Origin of the sequence: Pseudundibacterium arcticum (genome assembly GCF_042646465.1) — a bacterium.
Lineage (GTDB): Bacteria > Pseudomonadota > Gammaproteobacteria > Burkholderiales > Burkholderiaceae_D > Undibacterium_A > Undibacterium_A arcticum.
The window spans coordinates 1-24,175 of sequence record NZ_JBHRTP010000100.1 but is presented as its reverse complement, the minus strand read 5'-3'; the positions used below and the strand labels follow the sequence as shown (position 1 = coordinate 24,175).

At 58.7% G+C, this 24,175-nt stretch carries 19 protein-coding genes; 10 read left to right on the top strand and 9 right to left on the bottom strand.

Annotated features, from left to right (window positions below):
• The first annotated feature begins 124 nt into the window (after nt 1-124).
• From ACFOFO_RS24510 to ACFOFO_RS24490, 5 genes are all read left to right on the top strand, one after another.
• Nucleotides 125-904: an oxepin-CoA hydrolase, alternative type gene (locus tag ACFOFO_RS24510; RefSeq protein ID WP_390333278.1), complete on the top strand. Its 780-nt coding sequence runs from the start codon at nt 125-127 to the stop codon at nt 902-904.
• The gene (locus tag ACFOFO_RS24505; protein ID WP_390324616.1) at nt 901-1,611 is read left to right on the top strand and encodes a histidine phosphatase family protein; all 711 of its coding nucleotides are present in this window, start codon (nt 901-903) and stop codon (nt 1,609-1,611) included. The genes ACFOFO_RS24510 and ACFOFO_RS24505 overlap by 4 nt, the downstream gene beginning before the upstream one ends.
• A gap of 107 nt (nt 1,612-1,718) precedes the next feature.
• Nucleotides 1,719-2,795: a phosphotransferase gene (locus tag ACFOFO_RS24500; RefSeq protein ID WP_390324614.1), complete on the top strand. Its 1,077-nt coding sequence runs from the start codon at nt 1,719-1,721 to the stop codon at nt 2,793-2,795.
• A gap of 44 nt (nt 2,796-2,839) precedes the next feature.
• A complete protein-coding gene (locus ACFOFO_RS24495) occupies nt 2,840-4,060 on the top strand; it encodes an acyl-CoA dehydrogenase family protein (protein WP_390324612.1) in 1,221 nt (406 codons plus the stop codon).
• 343 nt (nt 4,061-4,403) lie between these two features.
• Complete coding sequence (locus tag ACFOFO_RS24490) at nt 4,404-5,108, top strand: glutathione binding-like protein (RefSeq protein ID WP_390333275.1); 705 nt, start codon at nt 4,404-4,406, stop codon at nt 5,106-5,108.
• Nucleotides 5,109-5,450: 342 nt separating this feature from the next.
• On the opposite strand, the gene ACFOFO_RS24485 is transcribed toward ACFOFO_RS24490, so the two are convergent.
• The 8 genes from ACFOFO_RS24485 to ACFOFO_RS24450 all read right to left on the bottom strand — a co-directional run bounded on the left by ACFOFO_RS24485 (nt 5,451) and on the right by ACFOFO_RS24450 (nt 13,884).
• Nucleotides 5,451-5,924 carry a MaoC family dehydratase gene (locus ACFOFO_RS24485; RefSeq protein ID WP_390324610.1) on the bottom strand — a complete coding sequence of 158 codons (474 nt, stop codon included), beginning with the start codon at nt 5,922-5,924 and terminating at the stop codon, nt 5,451-5,453.
• Between the two features lie 25 nt (nt 5,925-5,949).
• Nucleotides 5,950-6,426 carry a MaoC family dehydratase gene (locus tag ACFOFO_RS24480; protein ID WP_390324608.1) on the bottom strand — a complete coding sequence of 159 codons (477 nt, stop codon included), beginning with the start codon at nt 6,424-6,426 and terminating at the stop codon, nt 5,950-5,952.
• 70 nt (nt 6,427-6,496) lie between these two features.
• Nucleotides 6,497-7,636, bottom strand: coding sequence for an acyl-CoA dehydrogenase family protein (locus ACFOFO_RS24475; RefSeq protein ID WP_390324607.1), 1,140 nt, complete (start codon nt 7,634-7,636; stop codon nt 6,497-6,499).
• Between the two features lie 10 nt (nt 7,637-7,646).
• Nucleotides 7,647-8,843 carry an acyl-CoA dehydrogenase family protein gene (locus tag ACFOFO_RS24470; RefSeq protein ID WP_390324605.1) on the bottom strand — a complete coding sequence of 399 codons (1,197 nt, stop codon included), beginning with the start codon at nt 8,841-8,843 and terminating at the stop codon, nt 7,647-7,649.
• Between the two features lie 123 nt (nt 8,844-8,966).
• Nucleotides 8,967-11,717: a putative bifunctional diguanylate cyclase/phosphodiesterase gene (locus ACFOFO_RS24465; protein ID WP_390333273.1), complete on the bottom strand. Its 2,751-nt coding sequence runs from the start codon at nt 11,715-11,717 to the stop codon at nt 8,967-8,969.
• A 30-nt stretch (nt 11,718-11,747) separates the two neighbouring features.
• The gene (locus tag ACFOFO_RS24460) at nt 11,748-12,554 is read right to left on the bottom strand and encodes a TenA family transcriptional regulator (RefSeq protein WP_390324601.1); all 807 of its coding nucleotides are present in this window, start codon (nt 12,552-12,554) and stop codon (nt 11,748-11,750) included.
• Nucleotides 12,555-13,134: 580 nt separating this feature from the next.
• Nucleotides 13,135-13,515, bottom strand: coding sequence for a hypothetical protein (locus ACFOFO_RS24455; RefSeq protein WP_390324599.1), 381 nt, complete (start codon nt 13,513-13,515; stop codon nt 13,135-13,137).
• Between the two features lie 156 nt (nt 13,516-13,671).
• Nucleotides 13,672-13,884, bottom strand: coding sequence for a hypothetical protein (locus tag ACFOFO_RS24450; protein WP_390324598.1), 213 nt, complete (start codon nt 13,882-13,884; stop codon nt 13,672-13,674).
• Between the two features lie 753 nt (nt 13,885-14,637).
• Here ACFOFO_RS24450 and ACFOFO_RS24445 point away from each other — a divergent pair.
• The 4 genes from ACFOFO_RS24445 (at nt 14,638) to ACFOFO_RS24430 (ending at nt 21,208) form a co-directional block, all read left to right on the top strand.
• Nucleotides 14,638-15,969, top strand: a complete 1,332-nt coding sequence (locus ACFOFO_RS24445; protein ID WP_390324597.1) for a tyrosine-type recombinase/integrase — start codon at nt 14,638-14,640, stop codon at nt 15,967-15,969.
• A 75-nt stretch (nt 15,970-16,044) separates the two neighbouring features.
• Entirely contained in the window at nt 16,045-16,368 is a 324-nt protein-coding gene (locus ACFOFO_RS24440) for a type II toxin-antitoxin system RelE/ParE family toxin (RefSeq protein ID WP_390324596.1), read from the top strand.
• The gene (locus ACFOFO_RS24435) at nt 16,365-16,706 is read left to right on the top strand and encodes an addiction module antidote protein (protein ID WP_390324595.1); all 342 of its coding nucleotides are present in this window, start codon (nt 16,365-16,367) and stop codon (nt 16,704-16,706) included. The genes ACFOFO_RS24440 and ACFOFO_RS24435 overlap by 4 nt, the downstream gene beginning before the upstream one ends.
• Before the next feature lie 470 nt (nt 16,707-17,176).
• The gene (locus ACFOFO_RS24430; protein WP_390324594.1) at nt 17,177-21,208 is read left to right on the top strand and encodes a helix-turn-helix domain-containing protein; all 4,032 of its coding nucleotides are present in this window, start codon (nt 17,177-17,179) and stop codon (nt 21,206-21,208) included.
• Between the two features lie 254 nt (nt 21,209-21,462).
• Here ACFOFO_RS24430 and ACFOFO_RS24425 read toward each other — a convergent pair whose 3' ends face one another.
• Nucleotides 21,463-22,389, bottom strand: a complete 927-nt coding sequence (locus ACFOFO_RS24425) for a LysR family transcriptional regulator (protein ID WP_390333271.1) — start codon at nt 22,387-22,389, stop codon at nt 21,463-21,465.
• On the opposite strand from ACFOFO_RS24425, the gene ACFOFO_RS24420 reads away from it, so the two are divergent.
• Entirely contained in the window at nt 22,360-23,472 is a 1,113-nt protein-coding gene (locus ACFOFO_RS24420; RefSeq protein ID WP_390333268.1) for an NAD-dependent epimerase/dehydratase family protein, read from the top strand. The genes ACFOFO_RS24425 and ACFOFO_RS24420 overlap by 30 nt on opposite strands.
• Nucleotides 23,473-24,175: the final 703 nt, after the last annotated feature.

Sequence of the window (24,175 nt, the reverse complement as noted above, 5' to 3'; positions counted from 1 at the left end):
TTTTGCCATGCAACATTCTTTCATAAAAAATGTTGCACTTGGAATTCGAGCGCGCCACGTGTTTTAAAATACCCGATCCAGTATATTATTTGTTCAAACCGTCACTTAGACCACTTATACCCCCATGTCCGCAGAACTGAAAGCGTCGCGCCGCGACGCGACCCTCATCCTCACGCTATCGAATCCGGGCGCAAAGAACGCGCTCCATCCGGACATGTATGCCGCCGCGCTTGAAACCCTGTCCACCGCCGAACGCGACGCCTCGGTACGCGCAGTTGTGCTAACCGGGGCCGACAATTTCTTCTGCGCCGGCGGCAACCTGAATCGACTGCTGGAAAACCGCAGCAAGGAACCAAAGGTCCAGGCCGCCGCGATTGACAGCCTGAACCACTGGATCGAGGCCATCCGCGACTGCCCGAAACCGGTGATCGCAGCGGTCGATGGTGCCGCTGCCGGCGCCGGGTTCTCATTGGCGCTGGCCTGCGACATGATCGTTGCCGGCGCGTCGGCCAAGTTTGTGATGGCCTACGTCAAGGTCGGTCTCACGCCGGACGGCGGTGGTTCGTGGTTCCTGGCGCAGGCCTTGCCGCGGCAGCTGGCCAGCGAAATACTGTTCGAAGGCAAAGCGGTCCTGGCACCACGATTGCACGAGCACGGCGTGGTGAACCGGGTGGTGCCAGATGGCACCGCACTGAATGCGGCGCTAGACTGGGCCGATGCGCTGGCTGAATTGTCGCCGAACGCGATGGAACGGATCAAAGCCTTATTGCGCGACGCGCCGGGCAATTCATTGTCACAACATTTTGACGCCGAGAAACAAAGTTTCGTCGAAAGCCTGCATCACCGCGATGCCCACGAAGGCATCAGCGCCTTCCTCGAAAAAAGAAAGCCGCGCTACAAATGACACTCCAGCCAATACAGCACGAAAGGCGTCGCATCTACTTGATGCGGCACGGCAGCGTCACGTATTTTGATGCGCTCGGCAAACCCTATCTGCCGGAATCGGTACCGCTCAACGAGCAAGGCCGGGTGCAGGCGACGGCCGCCGGCCAGAGTTTTGCAAAGGAAAACATTCGCTTCGATCGCGTCATCATCTCCGGGCTACCGCGCACGGTCGAAACTGCGCAGCGGGTGCTGGCCGAAACCGGTCAGCAAATCGATTGTGAAACCTGGCCTGAGTTGGCGGAATTGCGGGGCGGCCGGCTGTCCAGCATTCCCGATGGCGAACTGAAACAGGCATTCACCGGCGCGTTCGAAGGAATGGTCAGCGAAGACAAACAGTTTCTCGGGGGCGAATCCATCGGGCAGTTGATCGATCGCATCCATCCGGCGATTGACCGCCTGCGCGCCGACATCTCCTGGGATACCGTGCTGCTGGTGTTGCATGGCGGTGTCAACCGCGCGATCCTGTCGTATGCGTTGACCGGACAGCGACTTTTTTTCGGGAATCTGGCGCAGACTGCCGGTTGCATCAATGTGCTCGACGTCGGCGCCGAGCAACATGACTGGGTGACACGCGTTATCAATCTTTCACCGCCGTTGCCGCTTCAATCGGATTGGCGCGGCACCACGATGGAAGCGCTGTACGAGCAATACAAAAAATCACGCTAATTGTGATGTGACTAATCGTCATTGACGGTGGATGGCATCGCAATAAAAACGCACGACCGTACCATTTTTTGCAGTAGAATCGTTGGATCCATTCACAGGGAGACACGATGTACGAAGAATTTATCGGCACGATGCCGGTCAGCGAACGCCAAAAGTTCGACATCGACGCCCTCGCCGACTACCTGCGCAGCCACGTCGATGGCTTTGGCGGCGGACGAGGCGAGCAACTGACGGTCGAACAATTCAAGGGCGGACAATCGAATCCAACCTTCAAGCTCAGCGCCGGCCAGCAGCATTATGTGCTGCGCACCAAACCTGGCCCGGCCGCCAAACTGCTGCCGTCGGCGCATGCGATCGAGCGCGAATTCCGGGTCATGGATGCGCTCAATCGTGCCGGCTTCCCCGCCGCCAAACAATACACGCTGTGCACCGACGAGTCCGTGATCGGCCGCGCGTTCTATCTGATGGAATTCGTCGAAGGACGCGTGTTGTGGGACCAATCGCTGCCCGGCATGACGCCGGCCGAGCGCGGCGCGATCTACGATGAAATGAACCGCGTGATCGCGCAACTGCACAGCATCGACTATGCGGCGATCGGTCTGGCCGATTACGGCAAACCCGGCAATTATTTCGGCCGCCAGATCGAGCGCTGGAGCAAGCAATACAAGGCGTCCGAAACGGAAAAAATCGATGCCATGGATCAGCTGATCGCGTGGCTGCCGAACAATATCCCACCCGGCGACGATACCAGCATCGTGCATGGCGACTACCGGCTCGACAACATGATCTTCCACCCGAGCGAGCCGCGCATTCTGGCGCTGCTGGACTGGGAACTGTCGACCCTGGGCCACCCGCTGGCCGATTTCTCCTATCATTGCATGAGCTGGAACATCGCACCGGGTCAGTTCCGCGGCATCGGTGGACTCGACCTGAAGGCACTCGGCATCCCGACCCAGGACGAATACATCGCCAGCTATTGCGCCCGCAGCGGCAAGACCATCCGGCCGGAGGATTTCAATTTCTACCTGGCGTACAACATGTTCCGCATGGCCGGCATCTTGCAAGGCATCATGAAACGCTATGTCGATGGCACCGCATCGAGCGCGCAAGCATTGGCGACCGGCCAGGCAGCGCGTCCGATGGCCGAAATGGGCTGGCACTATGCCACCGCCAAACCCCAATAAACATTGAAAAAACATTGAAAATTTCACGATCATCAGGAGATAGCATGGATTTCGAATACTCGGACCGCTGCAAGAATTTGCAGGACAAACTGCTGACGTTCATGAATCAGCATGTCTATCCCAACGAGAAAACCTTCAAGCAGCAAGTCGACAGCAACGGCGCGGACAAGGGCAATCGCTGGATCCCGACCCAACTGATCGAAGACCTGAAGCCGAAGGCACGCGAACAAGGCCTGTGGAATTTGTTTCTGCCGAAATCGGTGCGGGCACCGGAAGGTCTGTCCAATCTCGACTATGCACCGCTATGCGAAATCATGGGGCGCGTAATCTGGGCGCCGGAAGTATTCAACTGTTCCGCGCCGGACACCGGCAATATGGAAACCATCGAGCGTTACGGCTCCGAGGAGCACAAGCGGCAATGGCTGGAGCCGCTGCTGCGCGGTGAAATCCGCTCGGCGTTTGCTATGACCGAGCCGGCAGTCGCGTCCAGCGATGCCACCAATATCGAAACCCGGATTGAGCGCGATGGCGAGCATTACGTGATCAACGGGCACAAGTGGTGGATCTCGGGGGCCGGCGATCCGCGCTGCCAGATTTTCATCCTGATGGGAAAAACCGATCCCGCCGCAGCGCGCCATCAGCAGCAATCGATGATCCTGGTACCGGCCGACACGCCCGGCATCACGATCACCCGGCCGTTACCGGTGTTCGGCTACGACGATGCGCCGCACGGCCATTGTGAAATCCGGTATGAAAATGTGCGGGTGCCGGCCGCCAACATCCTGCTAGGCGAAGGTCGCGGCTTTGAAATTGCACAAGGCCGACTCGGGCCTGGCCGGATTCATCATTGCATGCGTGCCATCGGTGTCGCCGAACGCGCTTTGGAACTGATGTGTCAGCGTCTGAACCAGCGCGTCGCCTTCGGCAAGAAAATCTCGGAACAAGGGGTCTGGCGCGAGCGGATCGCGGAGTCCCGCATCCAGATCGACACCGCGCGCTTGCTGACCCTGAAGGCGGCGTACATGATGGACAAGGTCGGCAACAAACACGCGCAGGCCGAGATTGCGATGATCAAGGTACTGGCCCCCAACGTCGCGCAGCAGGTGCTGGACTGGGCGATTCAGGCGCATGGTGCCGGCGGCGTGTCGGACGACTTCCCGCTGGCGGCGCAATGGGCCGGCAACCGCACGCTGCGCCTGGCCGACGGTCCGGACGAGGTGCATCGCAATGTGATCGCCAAACTGGAACTTGCGAAGCACCTGTGAATTATGCCAGTCAAGCGGGCAGTGCCGGTCACGCGTTTCTGACCGATTGGTTCGATTGCCTAAATCGCCGCCATCCGGCCAAAGCATATACTCCCTAGTGGCATTGGCATTATCCGCTTAATAATGAAGGTAAGTTTTCATATACTGTCGCACCAACGAGAAGCAGCATAAGCAGGAGAAGCTGGAACTGCGGTCATGCGGGAACGCGCTCGCCTGTCACTCTGATGGCAGGCGCCAACACGATCGGTCAAGCCTAGCGAGCAGGGATCGGTGCGACGCGTGTCCCCATTTTTGGGTATGCTCGTGATTCCCCCGTCGTGCAATGACATCTACAGGAGAACAAATGATTGACGTCTATTCCTGGCCCACGCCGAACGGCCACAAGGTCCACATCATGCTGGAAGAATGCGGCCTGCGCCTCGGGCATGAATGGCAGATCCATGCGATCGATATTGGCGCCGGCAACCAGTTCAACGCGGATTTTCTGGCGATCTCCCCCAACAACAAGATTCCTGCCATCGTCGATGCCGACGGTCCCGCGGGTAAACCGATCGCCCTGTTCGAATCAGGTGCGATCCTGTTGTATCTGGCCAGCAAGTACGGGAAATTCCTCGGCGATACCGACCACAAAAAATTCAATACTCTGCAATGGCTGATGTTCCAGATGGGCGGCTTCGGCCCGATGCTCGGTCAGGCGCACCACTTCCGCAAGTACGCCCCGGTCAAGGTCGACTATGCAATCGAGCGCTACAGCAATGAAGCCAAGCGCCTGTATGACGTGATCGACCGGCAGTTGGCAAAAACCGCCTACCTGGCCGGCGACGACTACACCATCGCCGATATCGCGAGCTTTACCTGGGCCCGTTCTTCGGAAAATCAGGGGATAGACTGGGCCGATTACCCGAGCGCGAAACGTTGGTTCGATCAGATCAGCGCCCGTCCGGCGGTCCAGCGCGGAATCGAAGTACTGGCCGCGCGACGCAAGCCGATGATGGACGACAAGGAAAAAGAAATCCTGTTCGGGAAGACGCAATACCAGAAACGATAAGGCTGCAAAGTAACGCGGAAACGTGCCGCTAGCAAGCGGTCTCGCTGCCTTACCGCCGATCATGTCAAGCAGCGGCGTCAATTGGACGCCGTGTGCATTTGCGCAGGATGCGTTTCCCGCCGGAGCGCTGTCATTGCGCCTGATATTTCACAATTGCAGGGGGTATCATCAAAAATAAGCTTGATGCCCTTGATTTACTTGCGCACAAAAAAATACACAGCCCAGTATATTATCAGGCGCAGTCAGCGTAATCAGTCACGACGGGCACCGACCATCGGTCCGGCGGCAACAAGTTATGCCGGCACAGCGTCCTGGTGTGCACCGCGGCCATGACCACTGCGGTCAGGCGGTTCCGGCATGTCCGGTATAACAGCGCACGATCACTTCCGCCACGCAGACCGGCTTGTCACTGCCGTCGCACTCGACCAGCATGTTCCATTGCAGTTGCGCGCCGCCCGCGATCGTCTCCATCGCGGCCAGCGTAATCCTGCCGCGCAGCCGGCTGCCGACCGGCACCGGCGCCGGAAAACGGGCCTTGTTCAAACCATAGTTGACCGCCATCCTGACATCGCGGATCACGATCGCCTGCTCCAGCATCATCGGCAACAGTGACAGCGTCAGAAAGCCATGCGCAATGGTGCCGCCAAACGGCGACTCGCGCCGGCTGCGCTCGACGTCGGTATGGATCCACTGGTGATCGCCGGTCGCCTCGGCAAACTGGTTGACACGCGTTTGGCTGATGTCGTGCCAGTCGGTCACCGCGAGCTCCTGACCGACCAGGCGCGACGCCTCAGCCAATGACGAAATTTCACGCATATTGCCTCGATTCACAACGATGGATTCACAATGATGATGGGGCCGGACGACAGCCGAACATGCCGAGCCCCTTGATGGTGGCGACCGGCTCGCCATGCTGGTTGCTGGCTTCCCACAACAGCAGGATCACGCCGCGATCCGGCTTCGAGCGGGAGGGCCGCACTTCCCGCACGGTCAGTTGCACGCTGATGGTGTCGCCGGCGCGCACCGGCTTGATCCACCGGATTTCCTCGATCCCGGGCGAGCCCATGCTGGCCGACTGACTTAAGAACGCATCGACTACCAGTCGCATCATCATGCTGCAGGTGTGCCAGCCGCTGGCGATTACGCCGCCAAAGATCGACGCCGCGCCGGCATCATGGTCGACATGGAACGGTTGCGGATCAAATTGCGTCGCAAAGGCGATGATTTCCGCCTCGCTGACGGTGCGCGAGCCGGTCTGCAGCACTTGGCCGACCTCGAAGTCGTCAAAATACCATTGGATTCCTGAATTGCTTGCCATTGCCTTCCTTTCGCTTGCCGGTCTGTCACTGGCCTTGTCACTGGCCTTGTCACTCACCTGATCGGTCAGGTCATGCAGTTTGCTGGAAACCCGGCTGCGCCACGAAGCGCGCCAGATGGTGATCGGTATCGCCCAAGGTCAGCTCGATCATCGCCAGGCGCTTGAAATAGTGTGCTGCCGGGAGTTCATTGGTGACGCCGATACCGCCATGCAGCTGAATCGCCTGCTGCCCGACGTATTTCATGGCCTGGCCGACGCGGGCCTTGGCGGCGGACACGGTGCGCCGACGCTCTTCGATATCGGTCGACGCCAGCTTTACCGCAGCCAGCGTCGCCATCGAACGCGCCTGCTCCAGTTGCATGAACATCTCGGCCATCCGGTGTTGCAACGCCTGGAACTTGCCGATCGGTACGCCGAACTGCTGGCGCGCCTTTACATAATCGAGCGTCGCATGATTGAGCACCTCCATCACGCCGACCGCCTCGGCACACAGCAGCGCCGCACCATAGTCGGATACGGCATCGAGCAGGTCCCAGCCTGTCCCGCACTGCCCCAGCAGCGCAGCGGCAGGCAGTTGCACGTTATCAAAACGAATATCGGCAGCGCGCTGACCGTCGATGGTGCGGTAATCGCGGCGCGACACCCCGGGGCTATCGGCCGCCACCACGAATAACGAAATCCCAGCCATCTCGCGCGTCGCGCCAAAGCTGCGGGCCGACACGATCAATGCGCCCGCCTGTGCGCCGTGCAAGACCACGGTTTTCACCCCATCGATCCGATAGCCGCCGGCATCTGCGGTCGCGCTGGTGGCGATATCGAACAGGTCGTAACGCGCCTGCTTCTCGCCCAGCGCACATGCCAGCTGCAGTTCGCCGGCGGCGATCCTTTCGAGCAATGCGTCGTGTCCGCCGGCCCGCTTCAGGAATTCGGTGCCCAGCACGGTGGACAAATACGGCTCGATGACGATGCCGCGCCCCAGTTCCTGCATCACCACCATCAGGTCGATCGCGGAACCGTCAAAGCCGCCCTGCTCTGCCGGCACCGGCAACGCGGTCATGCCCAGCTCGGCCAAGGTGCGCCAAGCCTCTTGCGACACGCCCCGCTCCGAATGCACGATCCTGTTACGTTGCTCGAAGCTGTAATCGCGTTCGATCCAGCGCCGCAGCGCATCGGCAAACTGTTGCTGCTCTTGTGTCAGGTTGAAATTCATATGCGTCTCCTCACAGGCCCAGAATCATCTGGCTGATGATATTTTTTTGAATCTCATTAGAACCGCCATAGATCGAGGTCTTGCGGAAATTGAAGTAGTACGAGGCCAGCGGCGCGGCATCGTCATCGTCCGCCACGCTGTGTTCCTGCTCGCCGTCCAGGTAGGCTGGATCGAACGGCATGCCGTAAGGGCCGATCGCCTCCAGCATCAGTTCAGTCAGCGTCTGCTGGATCTCGGTACCCTTGATTTTCAGCATCGATGCCTCCGGTCCCGGCGCACGTTTGCCGGTCTCTTGCGAAATGACGCGCAATACAGTCACTTCCAGCGCCATCAACTCGATTTCCAGGGTGGCCACCTTGGCGGCAAACAAGGGATCGCTCAGCAACGGCTGACCGTGCTTGCGTTGCTCGGTCGCGATACGCTTGACGAACAGCAGTTCGCGCTTGGCGCGGCCGACCGCAGCGATATTGGTACGCTCGTGGCCGAGCAGGTATTTGGCGTAGGTCCAGCCCTTGTTTTCTTCGCCGATCAGGTTCTCGACTGGCACTTTGACGTTATCGAAAAATACCTCGTTCACCTCATGCTCTTCATCGAGCATGATGATCGGGCGCACCGTAATGCCGGGCGTGCGCATGTCGATCAGCAGGAAGGAGATGCCTTCCTGCTTGCGCGCGCCGCTGTCGGTGCGCACCAGACAAAAGATCATATCGGCGTGCTGGGCCAGCGTGGTCCAGGTTTTCTGGCCGTTAACCAGATAATGCTCACCCTGTCGTTCGGCGCGTGTCCTCAGCGATGCCAGATCGGAGCCGGCGCCGGGTTCGGAATACCCTTGGCACCACCAGTCGTCGCAATTCAGGATGCGCGGTAGAAAGTGACGCTTTTGCGCCTCGTTGCCGAACGCCATGATGACCGGCGCGACCATGGCGACGCCAAACGGCAAGATCGGTGGCGTACCGGCGCGTGCGCACTCTTCTTCCCAGATATGACGCTGTACCGGCGACCATTCGGTCCCACCGTACTCGACCGGCCAGCCAGTGCCGACCCAACCCTGCTTCGCGACAATCTTGTGCCAGCGGACATAGTCCTGCTTTGACAGCCGCTTGTGGTTCAGTACCTTGTGCTGCAGGTCACCCGGCAGGTTTGTATCAAGAAAGGCGCGCACCCGATCCCGGAAAGTCAGGTCATCGGCGGTATAGTTCAAATCCACACTGTCTCCTTGTTTTTGTAATAAAAGCACGGTCGTTCACAAGGATTGTACAGCGGTTTGAAATCTGGACGCCTGGCGCTTGCGCAGATGTCGCTTTGGCGACGATGGATTGCGACCACGCCCTTAGGCCGGTTCCGGTTCCAGTGCCAGACATTTATGCTCGCGCAGCAGTCGCTCAAATTCTTCTGCCGGCACCGGTTTGCTGAAGTAGAAGCCCTGCAGTTCATCGCAACCGTGACGTTTCAGATACGCGAACTGCTCTTGCGTTTCGACGCCTTCCGCAATCACGTGCAGCTTCAGGTTATGCGCCAGTGCGATGATCGACACTACAATGGCCGCATCGTCCGGATCAAGCGTGATGTCGTGCACGAACGACCGGTCGATCTTCAGTACGTCGATCGGGAAGCGCTTCAGGTAGGACAGGCTGGAATAACCGGTGCCGAAATCGTCAATCGACAATTGCAGGCCGAGCGCCTTGAGGGAGCGCAGGATCTCGACCGCATGTTCTACGTCGGTCATGATCAGGCTCTCGGTCAATTCAATATCCAGATAGTGCGGCGCCAGGCCGGTTTCCTCCAACACGTCCGCGATCGACTGCGTCAGGTCTTGCTGGGCGAACTGACGGGCCGACAAATTGACCGCAATGCGGAAATGACCGAGACCGGCGCGCTGCCATTTCTTGTTTTGCAGGCAAGCAGTGCGCAACACCCAGGCACCGATCGGAATGATCAGGCCGGTTTCCTCTGCCAGACTGATGAACCGATTGGGCGATACCATGCCCAATTCCGGGTGCCGCCAGCGTATCAATGCCTCCATGCCAACCACCCTGCCGGTACGCAAGTCGACCTGTGGCTGGTAATGCAGCACGAATTCGTCGCGTTCCAGTGCATTGCGCAGCGCACTTTCGATCCGCAAGCGCTCCGACACCTGCGCGTTCATGGCAGGCGTATAGAACTGGAAGTTATTTCGGCCCACTTCTTTGGCGCGATACATCGCCAGATCGGCATGTTCGATCAGGGTCTCGGCGTTCAGGCCGTTGTCCGGATAGACCGCAACGCCAACGCTGCAAGTGAGAAAGAACTGTTGCTCCTGCAATCGCAGCGGGCTTGCCACGGCATCCATGATGCGCTTCAGTATGTCGGCGCACAGTGAGCCACCCGCGTGCTCCGACAGAACCACGACAAATTCGTCGCCGCCGAGTCGGGCCACGGTATCAGTATCGCGCACCGCCAGCAGCAACCGCTCGGCAATCGTCTTCAGCAACTGATCGCCGGCCTTGTGACCCAGACTATCGTTGACGAACTTGAAGCGATCGAGATCGAGAAACACGACCCATACCGGATGTCCATAACGGATCGCATAGGTAATGGCCTGGCTCAGCCGATCCTGGAGCAAGGTGCGATTTGGCAACTGCGTCAAGGGGTCATGCTGGGCCAGATGACGCAACTGGCGTTCATAGTTTTTGAAGGTCGAAATATCGTTGAATACGCCGACATAGTGGGAAATCCTGCCGCCATCGTCGCGCACTACGCTGATACTGAGCTGTTCCGGGTAGCTTTCACCGTTCTTACGCTGATTCCAGACTTCACCTTGCCAGCTGCCGGTCTGGCGCACCAACGTCCACATCGACTGGAAAAAACCGACATCGTTTTGCCTCGACAAAGGATAGCGCGGTATTTTTCCAATCACTTCGGCCGCGCTATAGCCTGTGATCGAACTGTAGGCGCGATTGACCGAAACAATTCGGCGGCGCGCGTCGGTGATGATGACCCCTTCTGCCATGTTTTCCATGGCATTGGCGGCGACACGTAATTCACTTTCCGCCTGAATCCGCTCCGTAATGTCGCGGATGATGGCCAGCTGCACCGGTTGGTCGCCCCATGCGGTGGCACTGTAATTGACCTCCACCGGAATGTGCTTGCCATCCAGGTGCCGGACCTCCTGTCGCTTGCTGCTCGCCCTGTTGCCGGTGGCCTCGGCAGCCGCTTGTGCCGCGGCCGGGAAGAAATCTGCATAGCGCGACCCGACCAACACATGGGCTGGCTTGCCGGATATTTGCGCGGCCTTTTCATTGACGTCGAGCACCATTCCGCTGTCCCGGCTAACCACGATCAATGCATCGCTGGCCGTGTTAAGCAGCGTGCGATATTGCTCCTCCGACTGGCGAATACCTCGCAAGATACGCCACGATATGTAGGCACCCAGTAGAATCAGCATCGCGATCACACCGGCAGTACCGAGGAACAACAAACCGGTGACCCAGCGCGCGGCATTACCGAGGGTCGCAGTGAACGCGGCTTCCAGCGGCTGAACCGCATCATTGACATCCTGTACTTGTTGCAGCAGCTCTCCGATATGTTGAGAAGAGGGCGACCCTGCCTCTATCTCGCTGCGCAATCCCGCGGCCAGTTGGGGCAGTTGCAGAATGTAACGGTCGCCTTCGGTCCAGTAATGGATCGCATCGCGCATATAGGACAGACCGGCGCAGCAGCGAAACAACCGAATCACGCCCGGGATATCGTCGGAATCGGTCTTGCCGGCTATCAATCCCTCGGTTGCCGCAACCCGGTCATACGGAGACTGCAGCAAGGCCAGGCGGGCGGCACGATAACCCAGCGGAATCGCCATCACCGCGTCGAATCGTTCCAAATATTGCTTGTCCCCGGTTCGCGCGTAGACCTGAAGCTGGAATACGGCGTCACGTTGCGCCTTGGACCACATGCCCTCGCCCGCCACATAGGCCCTCACCGACGACTGGATTCCGAGCGCGACAAATGTCATCACCAGAGATATGACGGTGATGAAAATGAAAATAACGAGCACCGGCAGCAGTTTGCGCTGCAACGGCAAACTGGATACTTTGTTCTGAATCATAGCGTTGGCCAATCCAGAAAGGGAATGCATCTACGCCCTCTTCAGCTCCAGTTGTTGAATCGGCGGCACCGAGAAGACGTGGCGACTACCGGTCGTTTCCATCAGGAGAGAATGATCGAGCGACATGCGCAGGTATTCGTAACTCTTGCGTATCGATGACTGCAGCAGCGCGACGCCGCGCGCGGTCGGATTCTCGCCCATCAGGGTGCAGATGATTTCAAGCGCTTCCCACGGATGAGTGTCATCGTACTGAGCGTGGACCTTCAGCCATTTCATCGCTTTCTTGCGCTCGCTGGGCTCGAACATGTTTTCATAGGCATCGGATGAGCAGACCTCCAGGCACCATTCACCGGTAACTCCCTCAATCGCATAATTGGTGGCCGCCATGCTCGCAGGCAAGGTGTCGCGCTCGCAGGTGTACCAGCACCAATGGCTGAGAGCGTGTGCTTCCGGATGCACTGGCCCGTACAACAAGTCCTCGCGACCGACGCCGCTGGCCGCGGCCCAGGCGACCCAGAGGTCGGCGTGGTTCTGCTCGACGCGAATGTTATGAATCAGATATTTGCGCGCCATATCCTGACCTTGGTTGCGGCCATACTGAATCTTGCGCAGATTGAGCGCCATGTACTGGGGGAATTGTTCAATCACCGGCCAGCCGAACACCAGGAAATTACGCGCCACCCGATGCTCAATTCGCCCCTCACGCATCATCTGAAATACTTCGTGCTGCACCACGCGACGCTTGGCTTCAGAACAATCGTGCACCATTTGCTGCGCCCAGATTGGGTAGCTGTTGACGTCCGTCAATGCGCCGACCCTGACAAACTCATCATTCATCACAAGCTCCTTCATTGAAAACAGGTTTAAAAGCGGGACCAGACTAAAAAAATTCAGTAAGCGCCTACGGTAAATCTGATTAATACTTCGAAGAAATGTGTGCGATCGTCAGCGGGTTATGGTCTGCCTTGGTGGTGTAGCTGTGTTAATGGGAATTTGGGCTGAACCACACTATCTGGGCCGTCGTGACAGTGGGCGAATTGATTTCCAACACATTGCGTGCCGTGAAAAATAGCTGATATGGAGGGGGTCCGAAAATCGACAGATGTCGGTGATTCGCATCACGAAATAGAAGTTCCTTCGACACTTGCAGAGGCGATTCGATGATCTATCTCCTTTAATACGCCTTCGGACCATACTACTTACTATTACGACAATACATTGCCACAATAAAATTTATATGGCAATGTCAATCGCCAATAAGATCAGTTGTTTTTTTGCTTCACATGCTTTTTTTCTTGGAATATGGCGCCAATCACGCGCTGACTCTGACCACCCCCTGAAAAATACCCGCGCCGGCAAGACCATTCGTGCAACAAAAAACCCGCCGAAGCGGGTTTTTTTTGGGGTTAAGACAAGATTAATCGTCGTTGTCGTGGTGTCCATGGTGGCCGTGGTGGCCACGGTGTTCGTCGCGGTCACGCCACTCCCGCCATTCGTGTCTGCGGTAACCATAATATGGTTGACGGTATTCGACGTAGCCCGGATTTTCTACGTACACCGGACGCGGCTGTATGTACACCGGCCGTGGACGAACGTAGACGACCGGCGGTTCCGCGTACACCACCGGCGGCGCATACACCGGTTGCGGATAGTACGGCTGCGCGTATACCGGTGGCGCATACGGTACGCCGAGCGACACTGACCAATCCACACCGCCCGCCATCGCAGGCGCAGCAAACAACATCAGGGTGGCGCTTACAATCAGGCCGGCGCCTGCGACCGTGAAGGATTTTTTCATCTTGTGCCTCGTTTAATGATGTCTCTATTTAACGCGGTATCCGATCGCATCGCCAGCGCAAAGCAGTAACGGATGTAACAACTTGTTTCCGACTCGACGGCCCGCCTACGCCATGCAGCAATTTTCCACGATGACGTAGCCGAAATGCAACAGCAATCAGCGATTTGCCAATAGACGATGGGCCAGTGCCTTGGCCTCGTCAAACGCCTCGTCCGACGTATCCGACGCCGTCTCGATCTTATGCTGCTCGCGCCAGCTATCTTCATCCCGCGTCAGCAATACGACTCCCTGATATTTGCCGGACGGAAGATGGGACACGCTGGCTTCGGCCTTGTAACTTCCTTTGATATAGATAATCGACCGCGTCATCTTGATCTCCTTGGCAAAAAGTCGTCCGCGCTACACCTCACCATTCTGACGCGCTGCTGATGCGGAGTCGCATCGAGCGGTTGTCGATGCCGATGCTCACCAGTCAGATACCGTCGTCACGCGCCCGCACATGCCCGGTCGCAACGTCTTTCCGGGCGATCAATTCTTGCCATTCTAAAAAGTATCATAGCCGTTATACCAGGGTATCGTGACACCCCTTGACGGCTTGAATACGATCGAGAGCGTTTTCTATGGTAGATCGGGATTATTGATGACGATTCCCTTTCGCATGCAAACATTATCCCGCGCTTACGTGAAATTCGGTGTCACAAAAACTGTATTAGGGTGAACGGAAGGAACGCCGGCTTCGCGCGGATGACCGACTCATCAACAGGTACAAGCTGTGCGCCGCTCCAGCCAGTACCTATTCGAAATTCCTTAACAAACAAAAAACCCGCATCAGCACTGGGCCAGAAGCGGGTTTTTGTACGTCTTTGGACTTCTTACTATATCAAACTGGTGCCCGAGGCCGGAATCGAACCGGCACGCCCCTTTTCAGGTAAGCGGCGGATTTTAAGCCGGAAAATTGGCAATACACCGAGGTCCGCCGGGCTACGATACAGCCCTCTTGAGCAGGTTTTCTCTCGAAGCATCAAGCCCCATGATACCCCGGTGTTCGACCAAAATCGACCCGGTTCCCTTTCGCTTGGCTCCTAGCTGGCTCCTGGAAATCGGGTATTTCCAGGAGCATTCATGGCTAAGATCAAATTGACGAAAACGGTTGTTGACGCTGCACAACCGCAATCCACCGACATTGAACTACGTGATACCTTGGTGCCGGGTTTCCTATGCAAGGTTACTCCGGCAGGCCGCAAGGTCTTCATGATTCAGTATCGCACCAACGCTGGCGAACGCCGCAAACCCTCGCTTGGGCTGTTCGGCGAGTTGACCGTCGAGCAGGCCCGTGCGCTTGCGCAAGACTGGCTGGCCGAGGTTCGCCGCGGCGGTGATCCAGGCGGCGAGAAGGCAGATGCGCGCAAGGCACCGACCGTCACGGAACTGTGCACCCGATTCATGGAGGACTACTCCAAGACCCGCAACAAGCCGAGCACCCAACGATCATACCAGCATCAAATCGATCACTGGATCATTCCCTCCTTCGGCAGCAAGAAAGTCCCTGAAGTCTCGCGCACGGACGTGATTGCGCTGATGAAGCGCATGGAGAAGTCACCTACACAAGCCAACCGTGTGCTCGGCTGCATCCGCAAGATGTTCAACCTCGCCGAGTTGTGGGGCTATCGGCCCGATGGCTCAAACCCCTGCAGGCACGTTCCGAAGTATCCAGAAAAAGGCAAGACTCGCCTGATCACTGATGCGCAGATGGGGCAACTGTTCGCCTATCTCGACAAGGCCGATACCGAAGGCCTGGAGCATCCGACAGTGACTCTGGCTATCCGGCTGCAGTTCGAGTTTGCCGCCCGCATGTCGGAAATCATGCTGTTGCAGTGGGACTGGATTGACCTGCCCAACAGGCGCGTGGTTTGGCCGGACAGCAAGACCGGCAACATGTCCAAACCCATGAGCGAGGAGGCTTACCGGCTTCTGTCGAGTGCCGCGCATTACGAGAACTCCCCCTATGTCTGCCCGTCGATCTTCAATCACAAGCAGCCACTGAGCGGGCATTCGTATTACCAGGCTTGGCGGCGCATCCTCCGTCGTGCCGGCGTGCCCCCGGTCGGGACGCACGGCATCCGCCATCGAGCAGCCACCGACATCGCCAACTCCGGCATTCCGGTCAATGTAGGCATGGCGCTGACCGCGCACAAGACGGTCACGATGTTCATGCGTTACGTGCACACCGAGGACGACCCGGTGCGCGCAGCAGCAGAGCTGGTCGCCAATCGGCGCAAGGCCGTTATAGGGAGCCGTCCGATTGCTCCGGCCGATGTTCCTGAGCCTGTCGCTGAAATATCTGGAGCGACGCCGACTTACCAAGCCTTCCGCCACCGCAAGGGGAAAAACCGCCCCGCTCCTCCCGGCAGGAAGCTGGCCACTAGCGCGTCAACCGAGTCTGCTGCGTCATGACCGCCCAACTGCTTTTCATCGGGACTTGGCAAGCTTTGACTTCTGTGAAGTATAAGTTACAATGGAGGCTACACCATGATTGAAGTGCGACGGTATCAGCGCCTTGATGGCGAGGTGCCACTGACCGACTGGCTCGCCGGAATGCGTGATGCGCGGGCCAGAGCCAAGCTGGAAATCCGTTTTCGGCGGGTGTCCCTGGGCATATTCGGTGACATCAAGCCAGCCGGCGAAGGTGTGCTGGAGTTGCGCGAAGACATTGGCCCCGGCTATCGCGTGTATCTGGGGCGGCATGGCGCGACGTTGGTCATCCTGCTCTGCGGCGGCGACAAGCGCACGCAGGATGCGGACAACAAACGGGCCAAGGAATACTGGTCGGACTGGAAACGGAGAAACACATGAGCAATCGTAAACATGCCGCTTCGATACCGCATACCGAAGCGACCATCGCCGAGCTGCGGACTGATCGGGCCTTTGCGGTGGAGTACCTGAAATCGGCGCTGGAAGAATTGGACAATCCAGATCATCGGGCCGTTGGCCTGCTCGCGCTGCGCGATGTGGCCGAGGCCTATGGCGGGCTTGCGACCGTGGCGCAAGAAGCAGGCGTCACCCGCGAGGCGTTGTATCGGGCGCTGTCACCGAGCGGCAACCCGACACTCAAGACACTTCTGGCAGTGCTTCATGCTGTCGGTATGCGACTGTCTGTTGTGCCGGCCGAGCCTATTCCGGTTCATGGCTAAGCTTCACGTCACGTAAGCCAGCGTATGCCGTCCCGACTGATGACACCTACAACTTGTGCTGCCTGACGATACGGCATGCTGGGTAGATGAGACCGAGTATCAGCGTGCGAATCTTCGCTCTCGTGATGGCAACTCGACGAATCTTGCGACTTCGATGGCAGTCATTCGTCAGTAGCAGTCTGCCATCCCGAAGGCGGTCGTTGCCCCGCCACTTTCAGCCTCTGCGCATCGCATTCATAGCGGTGCCTCCATTGTAGGTACACCCCGCGACCTCGTCGCGTCGAGCAGGCGGCGACGGTGTCATCAAGCTCAACATGAATGGCTGGAGCCTCGCCCGTGCGCTGGGCGGCGCACGCCAAAGAAAGCTCAGAGAACGGGCATCAGGGGTCGTTTTACGACGATCATTGACAAATAATTCCGTACTCATATAATGTGTTTTACGGCAAATACACATAAAGTGAGTATTGAAAATGAAATCCAAATACGAAGCGCTAGGCAAGCGGATGTGCGATCTGAGGATGGCCATAGGCATAGCAACGCAGGCCGAGCTCGCTCATCACCTCGGCATATCCCAGCAAACCGTCAGCCGCTGGGAAGCGGGAACTTCCCGGCCCCGCACCAATGAGCTCTCGAAGCTCGCTGCGGTGCTCAAGGTTGACGTGACGGAACTGACGAACGCCGCAGGCTATGCCCCTGAGGTGACGACGGTGTCCTTCGATCGGCTGCTTCCGCTCCCAAGCCTGCTGCCCGACAGCTTCGAATACTTCTGCCTCGATCTTCTCGCTACCCACCACCAAGGGAAAGCGGACGTACACCTGGCCGGCAAGACGGGCCATAAGCAGTACGGCATCGACATCGAGGCGCAGTTCGCCAACGGCGACCTGCACACGTACCAGTGCAAGCGCGTGGCGGAGTTCGGCCCGGAGAAGGTTAAGAAGGCGATCAAGGACCAGACGATCGCCGCGAAGAAGAAGCACCTCCTCCTCTCCCGCGTCGCCAGTCCCGACGCGCGCGGCGAAATCAAACGCGTGCGTGGGTGGGACCTCTGGGACCAGGTCGACATCACCCGGGTCTTCCGCACCCTGCCGAAGCGCGAGCAGGTGCGCATCGTCGACATCTACTTCCCGACGCAGCGCTTCGCGCTGACGGGCGAGCTGGCTGCGGGGCCGTGGCAAACGGTAGAGACGTTCTTCGCGCCGCAGCTCGTGGAGGGCCGTGTTTTCAATCAGCGCTGGGAACTCGTGGGCCGCAGAACGGAACTCGATGGGCTCGCGCGCGCCTTCGCGGATCGCAGCGTACTTGCGGTGAGCCTGATCGGCCGCGCAGGTGAAGGGAAGTCACGGGTGCTGCGTACTGCCCTTGACGCGTTCGCTTCGCAGTACCCGGGCGTTCGCGTGGTTGTCGCCTCGCCCACGGAGGAAATCACGGCGAAGAGTCTCGAGGAATTGGGGACTGGCGAGAAGCTGCTCGTTGTCGATGACGTTCATGACCGCAGTGATTTAGTCCAACTCATCCGCTACGCAGCCGACAGTCGCTCCCAGGCGCGTCTACTTCTGGTCTATCGGCCGTATTGGACCGATGTCGTACAGCGCGAACTAGCCCGCTACGGGCTGACGGGGAACCTGACCAAGTCGATCACGCTGGGCAAGCCAACGAAGCAGGACGGGATCGCCTTAGCTATCCAAGTGCTCTCCAAGAACGGGGCGCCGATCGAGTCCGCCGAAGAGATCGCGGCCGTGGCGTACGACAGTCCGCTCGCCGTCGTAGTCGGCGCGCAGATCGTCGCCACCGAAGGAGTGCACCCGGAGCTGTTCGGCTCGAACGAAGCCTTCCGAACGACGGTGTTGAAGCACTACGAGAAGGTCATCGCGCAGGGAATCGCGCAGGGCAAAGACCAAGAGCGCGTGCATGCGATCCTTCGCGTGCTGACGCTTATCCAGCCCGTTGTCCCTGACGATAAGCACGTCCTGGAACTGCTCGCGAGCATCGAGGGGATCGGGGCCCCCGATGCGTCACGCTTGGTGCGACTCCTTGTCGACGCTGGGGTGCTCTTCAAGCGGGGCGCTAAATACCGGCTGTCACCCGATTTGCTGGCCGACTCGATCATCGAATCGACGTGCATCACCCCAAGCGGTGCGTCGAACGGCCACGCCGAGAAGGTCTTCGCCGCGTCCATACCCGAGCACAAGGAGCATGTACTGCTGAACCTCGGGCGGCTCGATTGGCGGCGGAACGAAGGAGACACATCTGCGAGCACGCTACTCGACGGGCTGTGGTCGCTGATCGCATGGGAAGACGACTACGTGCATGCACAGGTGAAGGCTGCAGCTGCGGCAGCGTACTTCCAGCCTCGACAAGCCCTTGCCCTCGCGCGACGACTGATCGACGACGGGCATGGTCAGGACGAGGACGTGTGTCGCATCGCCCATGGCGCGACGTACCATATCAACTACCTCGCCGACGCATGCTCGCTGCTCTGGGAAGCCGGACAACACGATGCACGACCAACGAACCAGCATCCGAACCACGCGATCCGACTCTTGATGGAGCTTGCGACGCCGGAGCCTCGGAAACCGGCCGAGTTCGTCGAGGGCGTTGTTGATTTCGCGCTATCGCTCCTCGACTACCCGGAGAGCTGGAAAGGACCGTACACGCCGTTCGACGTGCTCAAGGGCGCCCTCGCGACCGAAGGTCACTTCACGTCCGCTGCCACGAGCCGCGAGATCACGATCTCGACGTACGCGGTCCAGCGCGAGAGGGTCAAGCAAGTGCGACAGCGGATCATCGCCGATCTACTCTCAAGCCTCTCGCATGCGAATCAGCGCCGCGCCTTTCTCGCCGCACAGCATCTTGCCGATGCCCTTCGCGGGCCCATCGCCGCTCAGCCTGGCGTCGCTGACCCCTGGGGCGACGAATTCCTTGAAACGCTCGAAAGGATCGATACGCTGCTCGGCACAGTAGACGTGTCCGCAACAATCCTGCTCAGGGTCGCGGAGTCGGTTCACTGGCACACGGTCTACGGCCCCGAGCGTACCCAGGTGCCGGCGCGACGGATTCTCGCTCGCCTCAATCGCGACCTCGTCACGCGCACGATCCGCGCGTTCATGGACGCCTGGGGCACGAACACGTGGCCGGTGGAAGAGAGGAGCGGCCGCCCGCAACACGACGCGGACATCGACGCGCTCTGCCTCGAGCTCGGAGCGCAGTACCCTGAGTCGGCCGGACTCGCGCAATTCCTGCATGACCGCTTGGAGGACATCGCCCGCGCGACCGGCTCCCCGGACTACGGGCCCGCCCAACTCTTCCTCGGTCGCCTGCTGCAATCGAACCTGCCGCTTGCCCGGCATCTCGTGCAAGCGTATCTGCGTGGCGAAAGCTCGCAGCTCTCACCGCACGTTGGGCGAGCCATGGGAGTCCTGCTGACTAGCGCGCGCGAGGAAGCGTCTGCGTTGATCGGGGACGTACTCGCGAAGAGCGACTCGCACCTTCAGATCGTTGCCGAGGGCTACCTGTTCGCGGCCAATATCGCCCCGTATTCTGAGCTCGACCTCGTCGCGCTGAAACGTGTCTTCGCCAGCCACGAAGGAGGGGTCCTCTGGTGCACGCCGCGCATCGCGCACGAGGTAGCGCGGAACGACAAGCGGCTGGCAATCGAGCTCCTAGCAAGTGTCGACATGGAAAGTGCGCGGCGCTACGCGCGCGACTTCTTCATGTGGATTGTTCACGAAGAGACGATTCCGTTCGATCTGATCCGCGACGACCAGCTGCAAAGACTGATCGGCGGTCTGCGCCACGCGTCTCGCCTGGACGATCACTGGGTCAACGCGTTCCTGAAGAAAGCCATCCGACGGGCACCGGGCTCGGTCCTCGAATTGGCTATGGCGCGCATCGACGATGCGATAGCCTCCGGCGATTGGCAAAAGCAACCCCTCGGCGGTGTCCTTCACGACCGGGATGCGCTCGACCTCATGTCACTCTCTGAGGGGTCCGCGCTCCTTCGCGGCCTGCTCGACTGGGCGCTCGTCCGGATCGGCGACTACACGTTCAGCTACCGCTTCGCAGAACTCGTGCAGTCGCTCTGCAGTCCGTACGGCGCGGCGTGCGTCGCGACCATGGAGGACTGGTTCACCGGCGGCACCGCTGAGCACTTCAAGGTCGTTACTGCGATTCTTCGCGATGCCAGCCCTCGCTTCATCCATGCCAACGAGAGATTCGTAGCACGGACGCTGAAGGCCGCGCGTGGCATTAGCCGCAAGGCGCATAGGGATCTTTCCTCAGCGATCTTCGCGGCCAGCGTGAGCGGAGTCCGTTCGGGGGCACCCGGCCAGCCGTTCGACGTCGACCTCGAACTCAAGGCGATGGCGGAGCAGCGTCTGGCGCACCTTGCAAAGAGCGACCCGACATTCGAGCTCTACCGAGACCTGCGGGACTATGCTGCCCACGAGATCGAGCGCCAGCTTGAGGAGGGGCGCAGCATGGACGAGGAGGATGCCGATGCCTGAAATCGGCGCGCTCAGCACGGTGTCTCGCTCAGAGTTGAGGGAAGGAATTTTTAGAGGTTCCGCCTTCATCCGATTCTCGTTTTGGCTTCTCGTTAGCGGTTGTGCCTAAACGTCCGTTCCTGGCAGAGTGTTGCCTGATGGTCGAAAAACGGTTCGTCCGCTTCCGCTGCGCTGCCGACGATCGCGGTGTGTCGCCTATCGGCGCCTGTCGCACCATTGCAACCATTTGCGAGGTCGGCCGGCTGGCAGTCTTCTCATTCAATTACGATATCCGCAAGTGATGCCGCCAAAAAATCAAATACAGTGCGTATCCTTTTGCTCGACTTCAGTTCTCGGTGCGTGGTCAGCCAGACTGGCAGTTTGGGCAATGGCTGCTCAGTCATCACGCTAATCAGATCGGGATGTTTTGCTGCCAGCCACTGCATGCCGATACCTATGCCTACACCGGCTAGCAAGGCTTGCCAGTTAACCAGATGATTATCTGAACGGAAGGCAAAAAAAGACCGCTCAATTGGCATACCCGCCGCCCGAAAACCTGCAATCAACTGATCAGATTGGTCATAGCCTATCCACCGGTAACGCGCCAGTTTCTGTACATCGTCCGTGGCAGTCAGAGGCACAGGTGATGCGGCATGCGCGAGATACGAAGTATGCACATAAAAACCCATAGGCCAGTCTGCAATATGCCGCGCGATCAGTGCCGACTGGGTCGGTCTGATCATGCGGATAGCGATATCGGCTTCGCGCTCCAACAGATTGCTGATCTGGTTGCTGGCCACCAGTTCTATCTGTATTTCAGGATGGCGTTGCGCTAGTTCTGCAAGAATCGATGGCAGTACAAAGGCCGATACTATCTCGCTGGCAGTGAGGCGTACCGTGCCGGTTAAGCCATGGTCTTGCGATGCCGCCGCCATGCCCAGCACGCGCGCTGCCGTCATCATGTGGCGTGCCGGATCGACCAGGCTATCGCCCGCACTGGTAAGCTTGAGACCGCGTGCAACGCGTTCAAACAAGGCTGCACCGACAGCAAGTTCCAGTTCGGCGATTTGACGTGACAGCGTCGGCTGGCTTAAGCCTAGCTGCTCGGCCGCGCGGGTTAACGAACCGTGCTCAACGACGGCAACAAAGCCGCGGATCAGATTCCAATCGGTATGGCTGGGATCAAAATGCGCTGTGGACATACGTCAATCTATTCAAAAATGCATATAACCAATTCAGGTATGTGCATTGTAAATACTTTCGGCCGCCATGAAAATGGCCATAGCTTCAAAATTCAACTTTCATCAGGACACCACATCATGGCGACAGAAACGACGCGCAGCTCAGTTTTGATATTGGGGGCAAAAGGACATTTGGGGCAGGCGGCGGTAAACGCTTTTGCTGCGGCGGGCTGGCGCGTCATCGCCCAGGCCAGATCGCCCATGACAAACAAGTGGATGGCGAATGTCGAAACGCTGGAGTGCGATGCTCTGGATACCGCAAAGATCATCGCAGCGGTACCAAAAGTGGACGTAATCGTTCATGCGCTCAACCCCAACTACGCACGTTGGGACGCCTTGCTGCCACCAGTCACCTCGGCGGTGATCGCGATCGCCAAAGCTAGCGGCGGCATGCTCATGGTGCCGGGCAACGTGTATAACTTCGGTACCAGCTTGCCGCTCCTGCTGAGCGAAACTACTCCTTTCTCGGCCGACACCGGCAAGGCGGCATTGCGGATACAGATGGAACAAACCATCGCCGCCGCAGCAGCAGAGCAAGGATTCAAAAGCGTGGTGATCCGCGCCGGAGATTTCATTGGCGGCAGCGGCACCTGGCTGGACATGGCAATCACCAAGTCGCTCGACAAAGGCATGGTAACGAGCATGGGGCCGGACAATCTGGCGCATGCCTGGGCATATTTGCCCGATCTGGCTGAAGTGTTTGTGCGGGTCGCGGAACAACGCAGCGCACTCACGAACTTTCAGGTATTGCACTATCCCGGCATCACCGCCAGCGGCAGCGATCTGCACGCCGCGCTGGAAGCCATCACAGGCCGCAAGCTAAAATCCAAAGCTCTGCCATGGTGGCTGTTCCAGATGATGGCCCTGTTCTCACCGATGCTGCGCGCCGTGCTGCAAATGCGCTACCTGTGGCAGCGTCCGCACGGGCTGGTTGGCACCCGGCTGGAACACTTGATCGGCCGCTTACCCGCGACCTCTTTGCAGACGGCACTGGCGGCCTCGCTACCGCAGCTGCGCACTAAATCTGCGCCAGTCAGGCAATAACCAGAAATTCATCAATAAACACGCCGGACACTCACCACCCATGCAGCTACCCAGCCTGTCTGGCCTGCAGGGCGGATGTATGGTGCGCACTGGTTACCACCGGTCCCGACAGCCAATCCGACAGGCAGCAAAAGACTGGTTGCGGTCACTCGGCGTCGATGGAACGCCAACCAGTTCTATGCAAAATGCGTTCTTCGTCTACATTGGAACGAACGGCGGCTTAGGTGGGTAGACCCGCCGTTGACGGAAATTTATCAACGAGCGGCTGGTTTTCCAACGCCTGGCGGGCGGGTTTCGACCCTGAGCCGTCATCGACGAAAAACGAAAGCGGCCATTCACCGCAAGGGTAAAAAAATGGAAGCGGCCGTTCGTGATGCGAAGTAAATATTCCGAGCTGAACGGCAGCTGTGTATTGTCAACGGCCATTCGGGCTTAGAATGCCAATGGGAACTGTCGGCCAACCGGCCGGTCGGTCGTGGCGCTACAAAGCAGCCGCTCGTCCGTGCAATTGGCCCAGCTTGAATTCCAAAATTTATTTTCCATGGATTCCTTGAGCGTGTCCGTCTTTGCGATTTCTCAATTCGTAATTTCTATTCTTCGAACAGAATTATGGATGCTGGAATACGTTTTTCGGGGGCAAGAGCAACTTCTCGTTCGCTTTCACAGAGGGGCCAAGGCATGTTGCATCTGATCTGGATAATTC

Bases quoted from the DNA above. Each gene is read 5' to 3' on its own strand.
- ACFOFO_RS24510 (WP_390333278.1), top strand. From the start codon at position 125: ATGTCCGCAGAACTGAAAGCGTCGCGCCGCGACGCGACCCTCATCCTC.
- ACFOFO_RS24505 (WP_390324616.1), top strand. From the start codon at position 901: ATGACACTCCAGCCAATACAGCACGAAAGGCGTCGCATCTACTTGATG.
- ACFOFO_RS24500 (WP_390324614.1), top strand. From the start codon at position 1,719: ATGTACGAAGAATTTATCGGCACGATGCCGGTCAGCGAACGCCAAAAG.
- ACFOFO_RS24495 (WP_390324612.1), top strand. From the start codon at position 2,840: ATGGATTTCGAATACTCGGACCGCTGCAAGAATTTGCAGGACAAACTG.
- ACFOFO_RS24490 (WP_390333275.1), top strand. From the start codon at position 4,404: ATGATTGACGTCTATTCCTGGCCCACGCCGAACGGCCACAAGGTCCAC.
- ACFOFO_RS24485 (WP_390324610.1), bottom strand. From the start codon at position 5,924: ATGCGTGAAATTTCGTCATTGGCTGAGGCGTCGCGCCTGGTCGGTCAG.
- ACFOFO_RS24480 (WP_390324608.1), bottom strand. From the start codon at position 6,426: ATGGCAAGCAATTCAGGAATCCAATGGTATTTTGACGACTTCGAGGTC.
- ACFOFO_RS24475 (WP_390324607.1), bottom strand. From the start codon at position 7,636: ATGAATTTCAACCTGACACAAGAGCAGCAACAGTTTGCCGATGCGCTG.
- ACFOFO_RS24465 (WP_390333273.1), bottom strand. From the start codon at position 11,717: ATGATTCAGAACAAAGTATCCAGTTTGCCGTTGCAGCGCAAACTGCTG.
- ACFOFO_RS24460 (WP_390324601.1), bottom strand. From the start codon at position 12,554: ATGAATGATGAGTTTGTCAGGGTCGGCGCATTGACGGACGTCAACAGC.
- ACFOFO_RS24455 (WP_390324599.1), bottom strand. From the start codon at position 13,515: ATGAAAAAATCCTTCACGGTCGCAGGCGCCGGCCTGATTGTAAGCGCC.
- ACFOFO_RS24450 (WP_390324598.1), bottom strand. From the start codon at position 13,884: ATGACGCGGTCGATTATCTATATCAAAGGAAGTTACAAGGCCGAAGCC.
- ACFOFO_RS24445 (WP_390324597.1), top strand. From the start codon at position 14,638: ATGGCTAAGATCAAATTGACGAAAACGGTTGTTGACGCTGCACAACCG.
- ACFOFO_RS24440 (WP_390324596.1), top strand. From the start codon at position 16,045: ATGATTGAAGTGCGACGGTATCAGCGCCTTGATGGCGAGGTGCCACTG.
- ACFOFO_RS24435 (WP_390324595.1), top strand. From the start codon at position 16,365: ATGAGCAATCGTAAACATGCCGCTTCGATACCGCATACCGAAGCGACC.
- ACFOFO_RS24430 (WP_390324594.1), top strand. From the start codon at position 17,177: ATGAAATCCAAATACGAAGCGCTAGGCAAGCGGATGTGCGATCTGAGG.
- ACFOFO_RS24420 (WP_390333268.1), top strand. From the start codon at position 22,360: ATGGCTGGGATCAAAATGCGCTGTGGACATACGTCAATCTATTCAAAA.
- ACFOFO_RS24425 (WP_390333271.1), bottom strand. From the start codon at position 22,389: ATGTCCACAGCGCATTTTGATCCCAGCCATACCGATTGGAATCTGATC.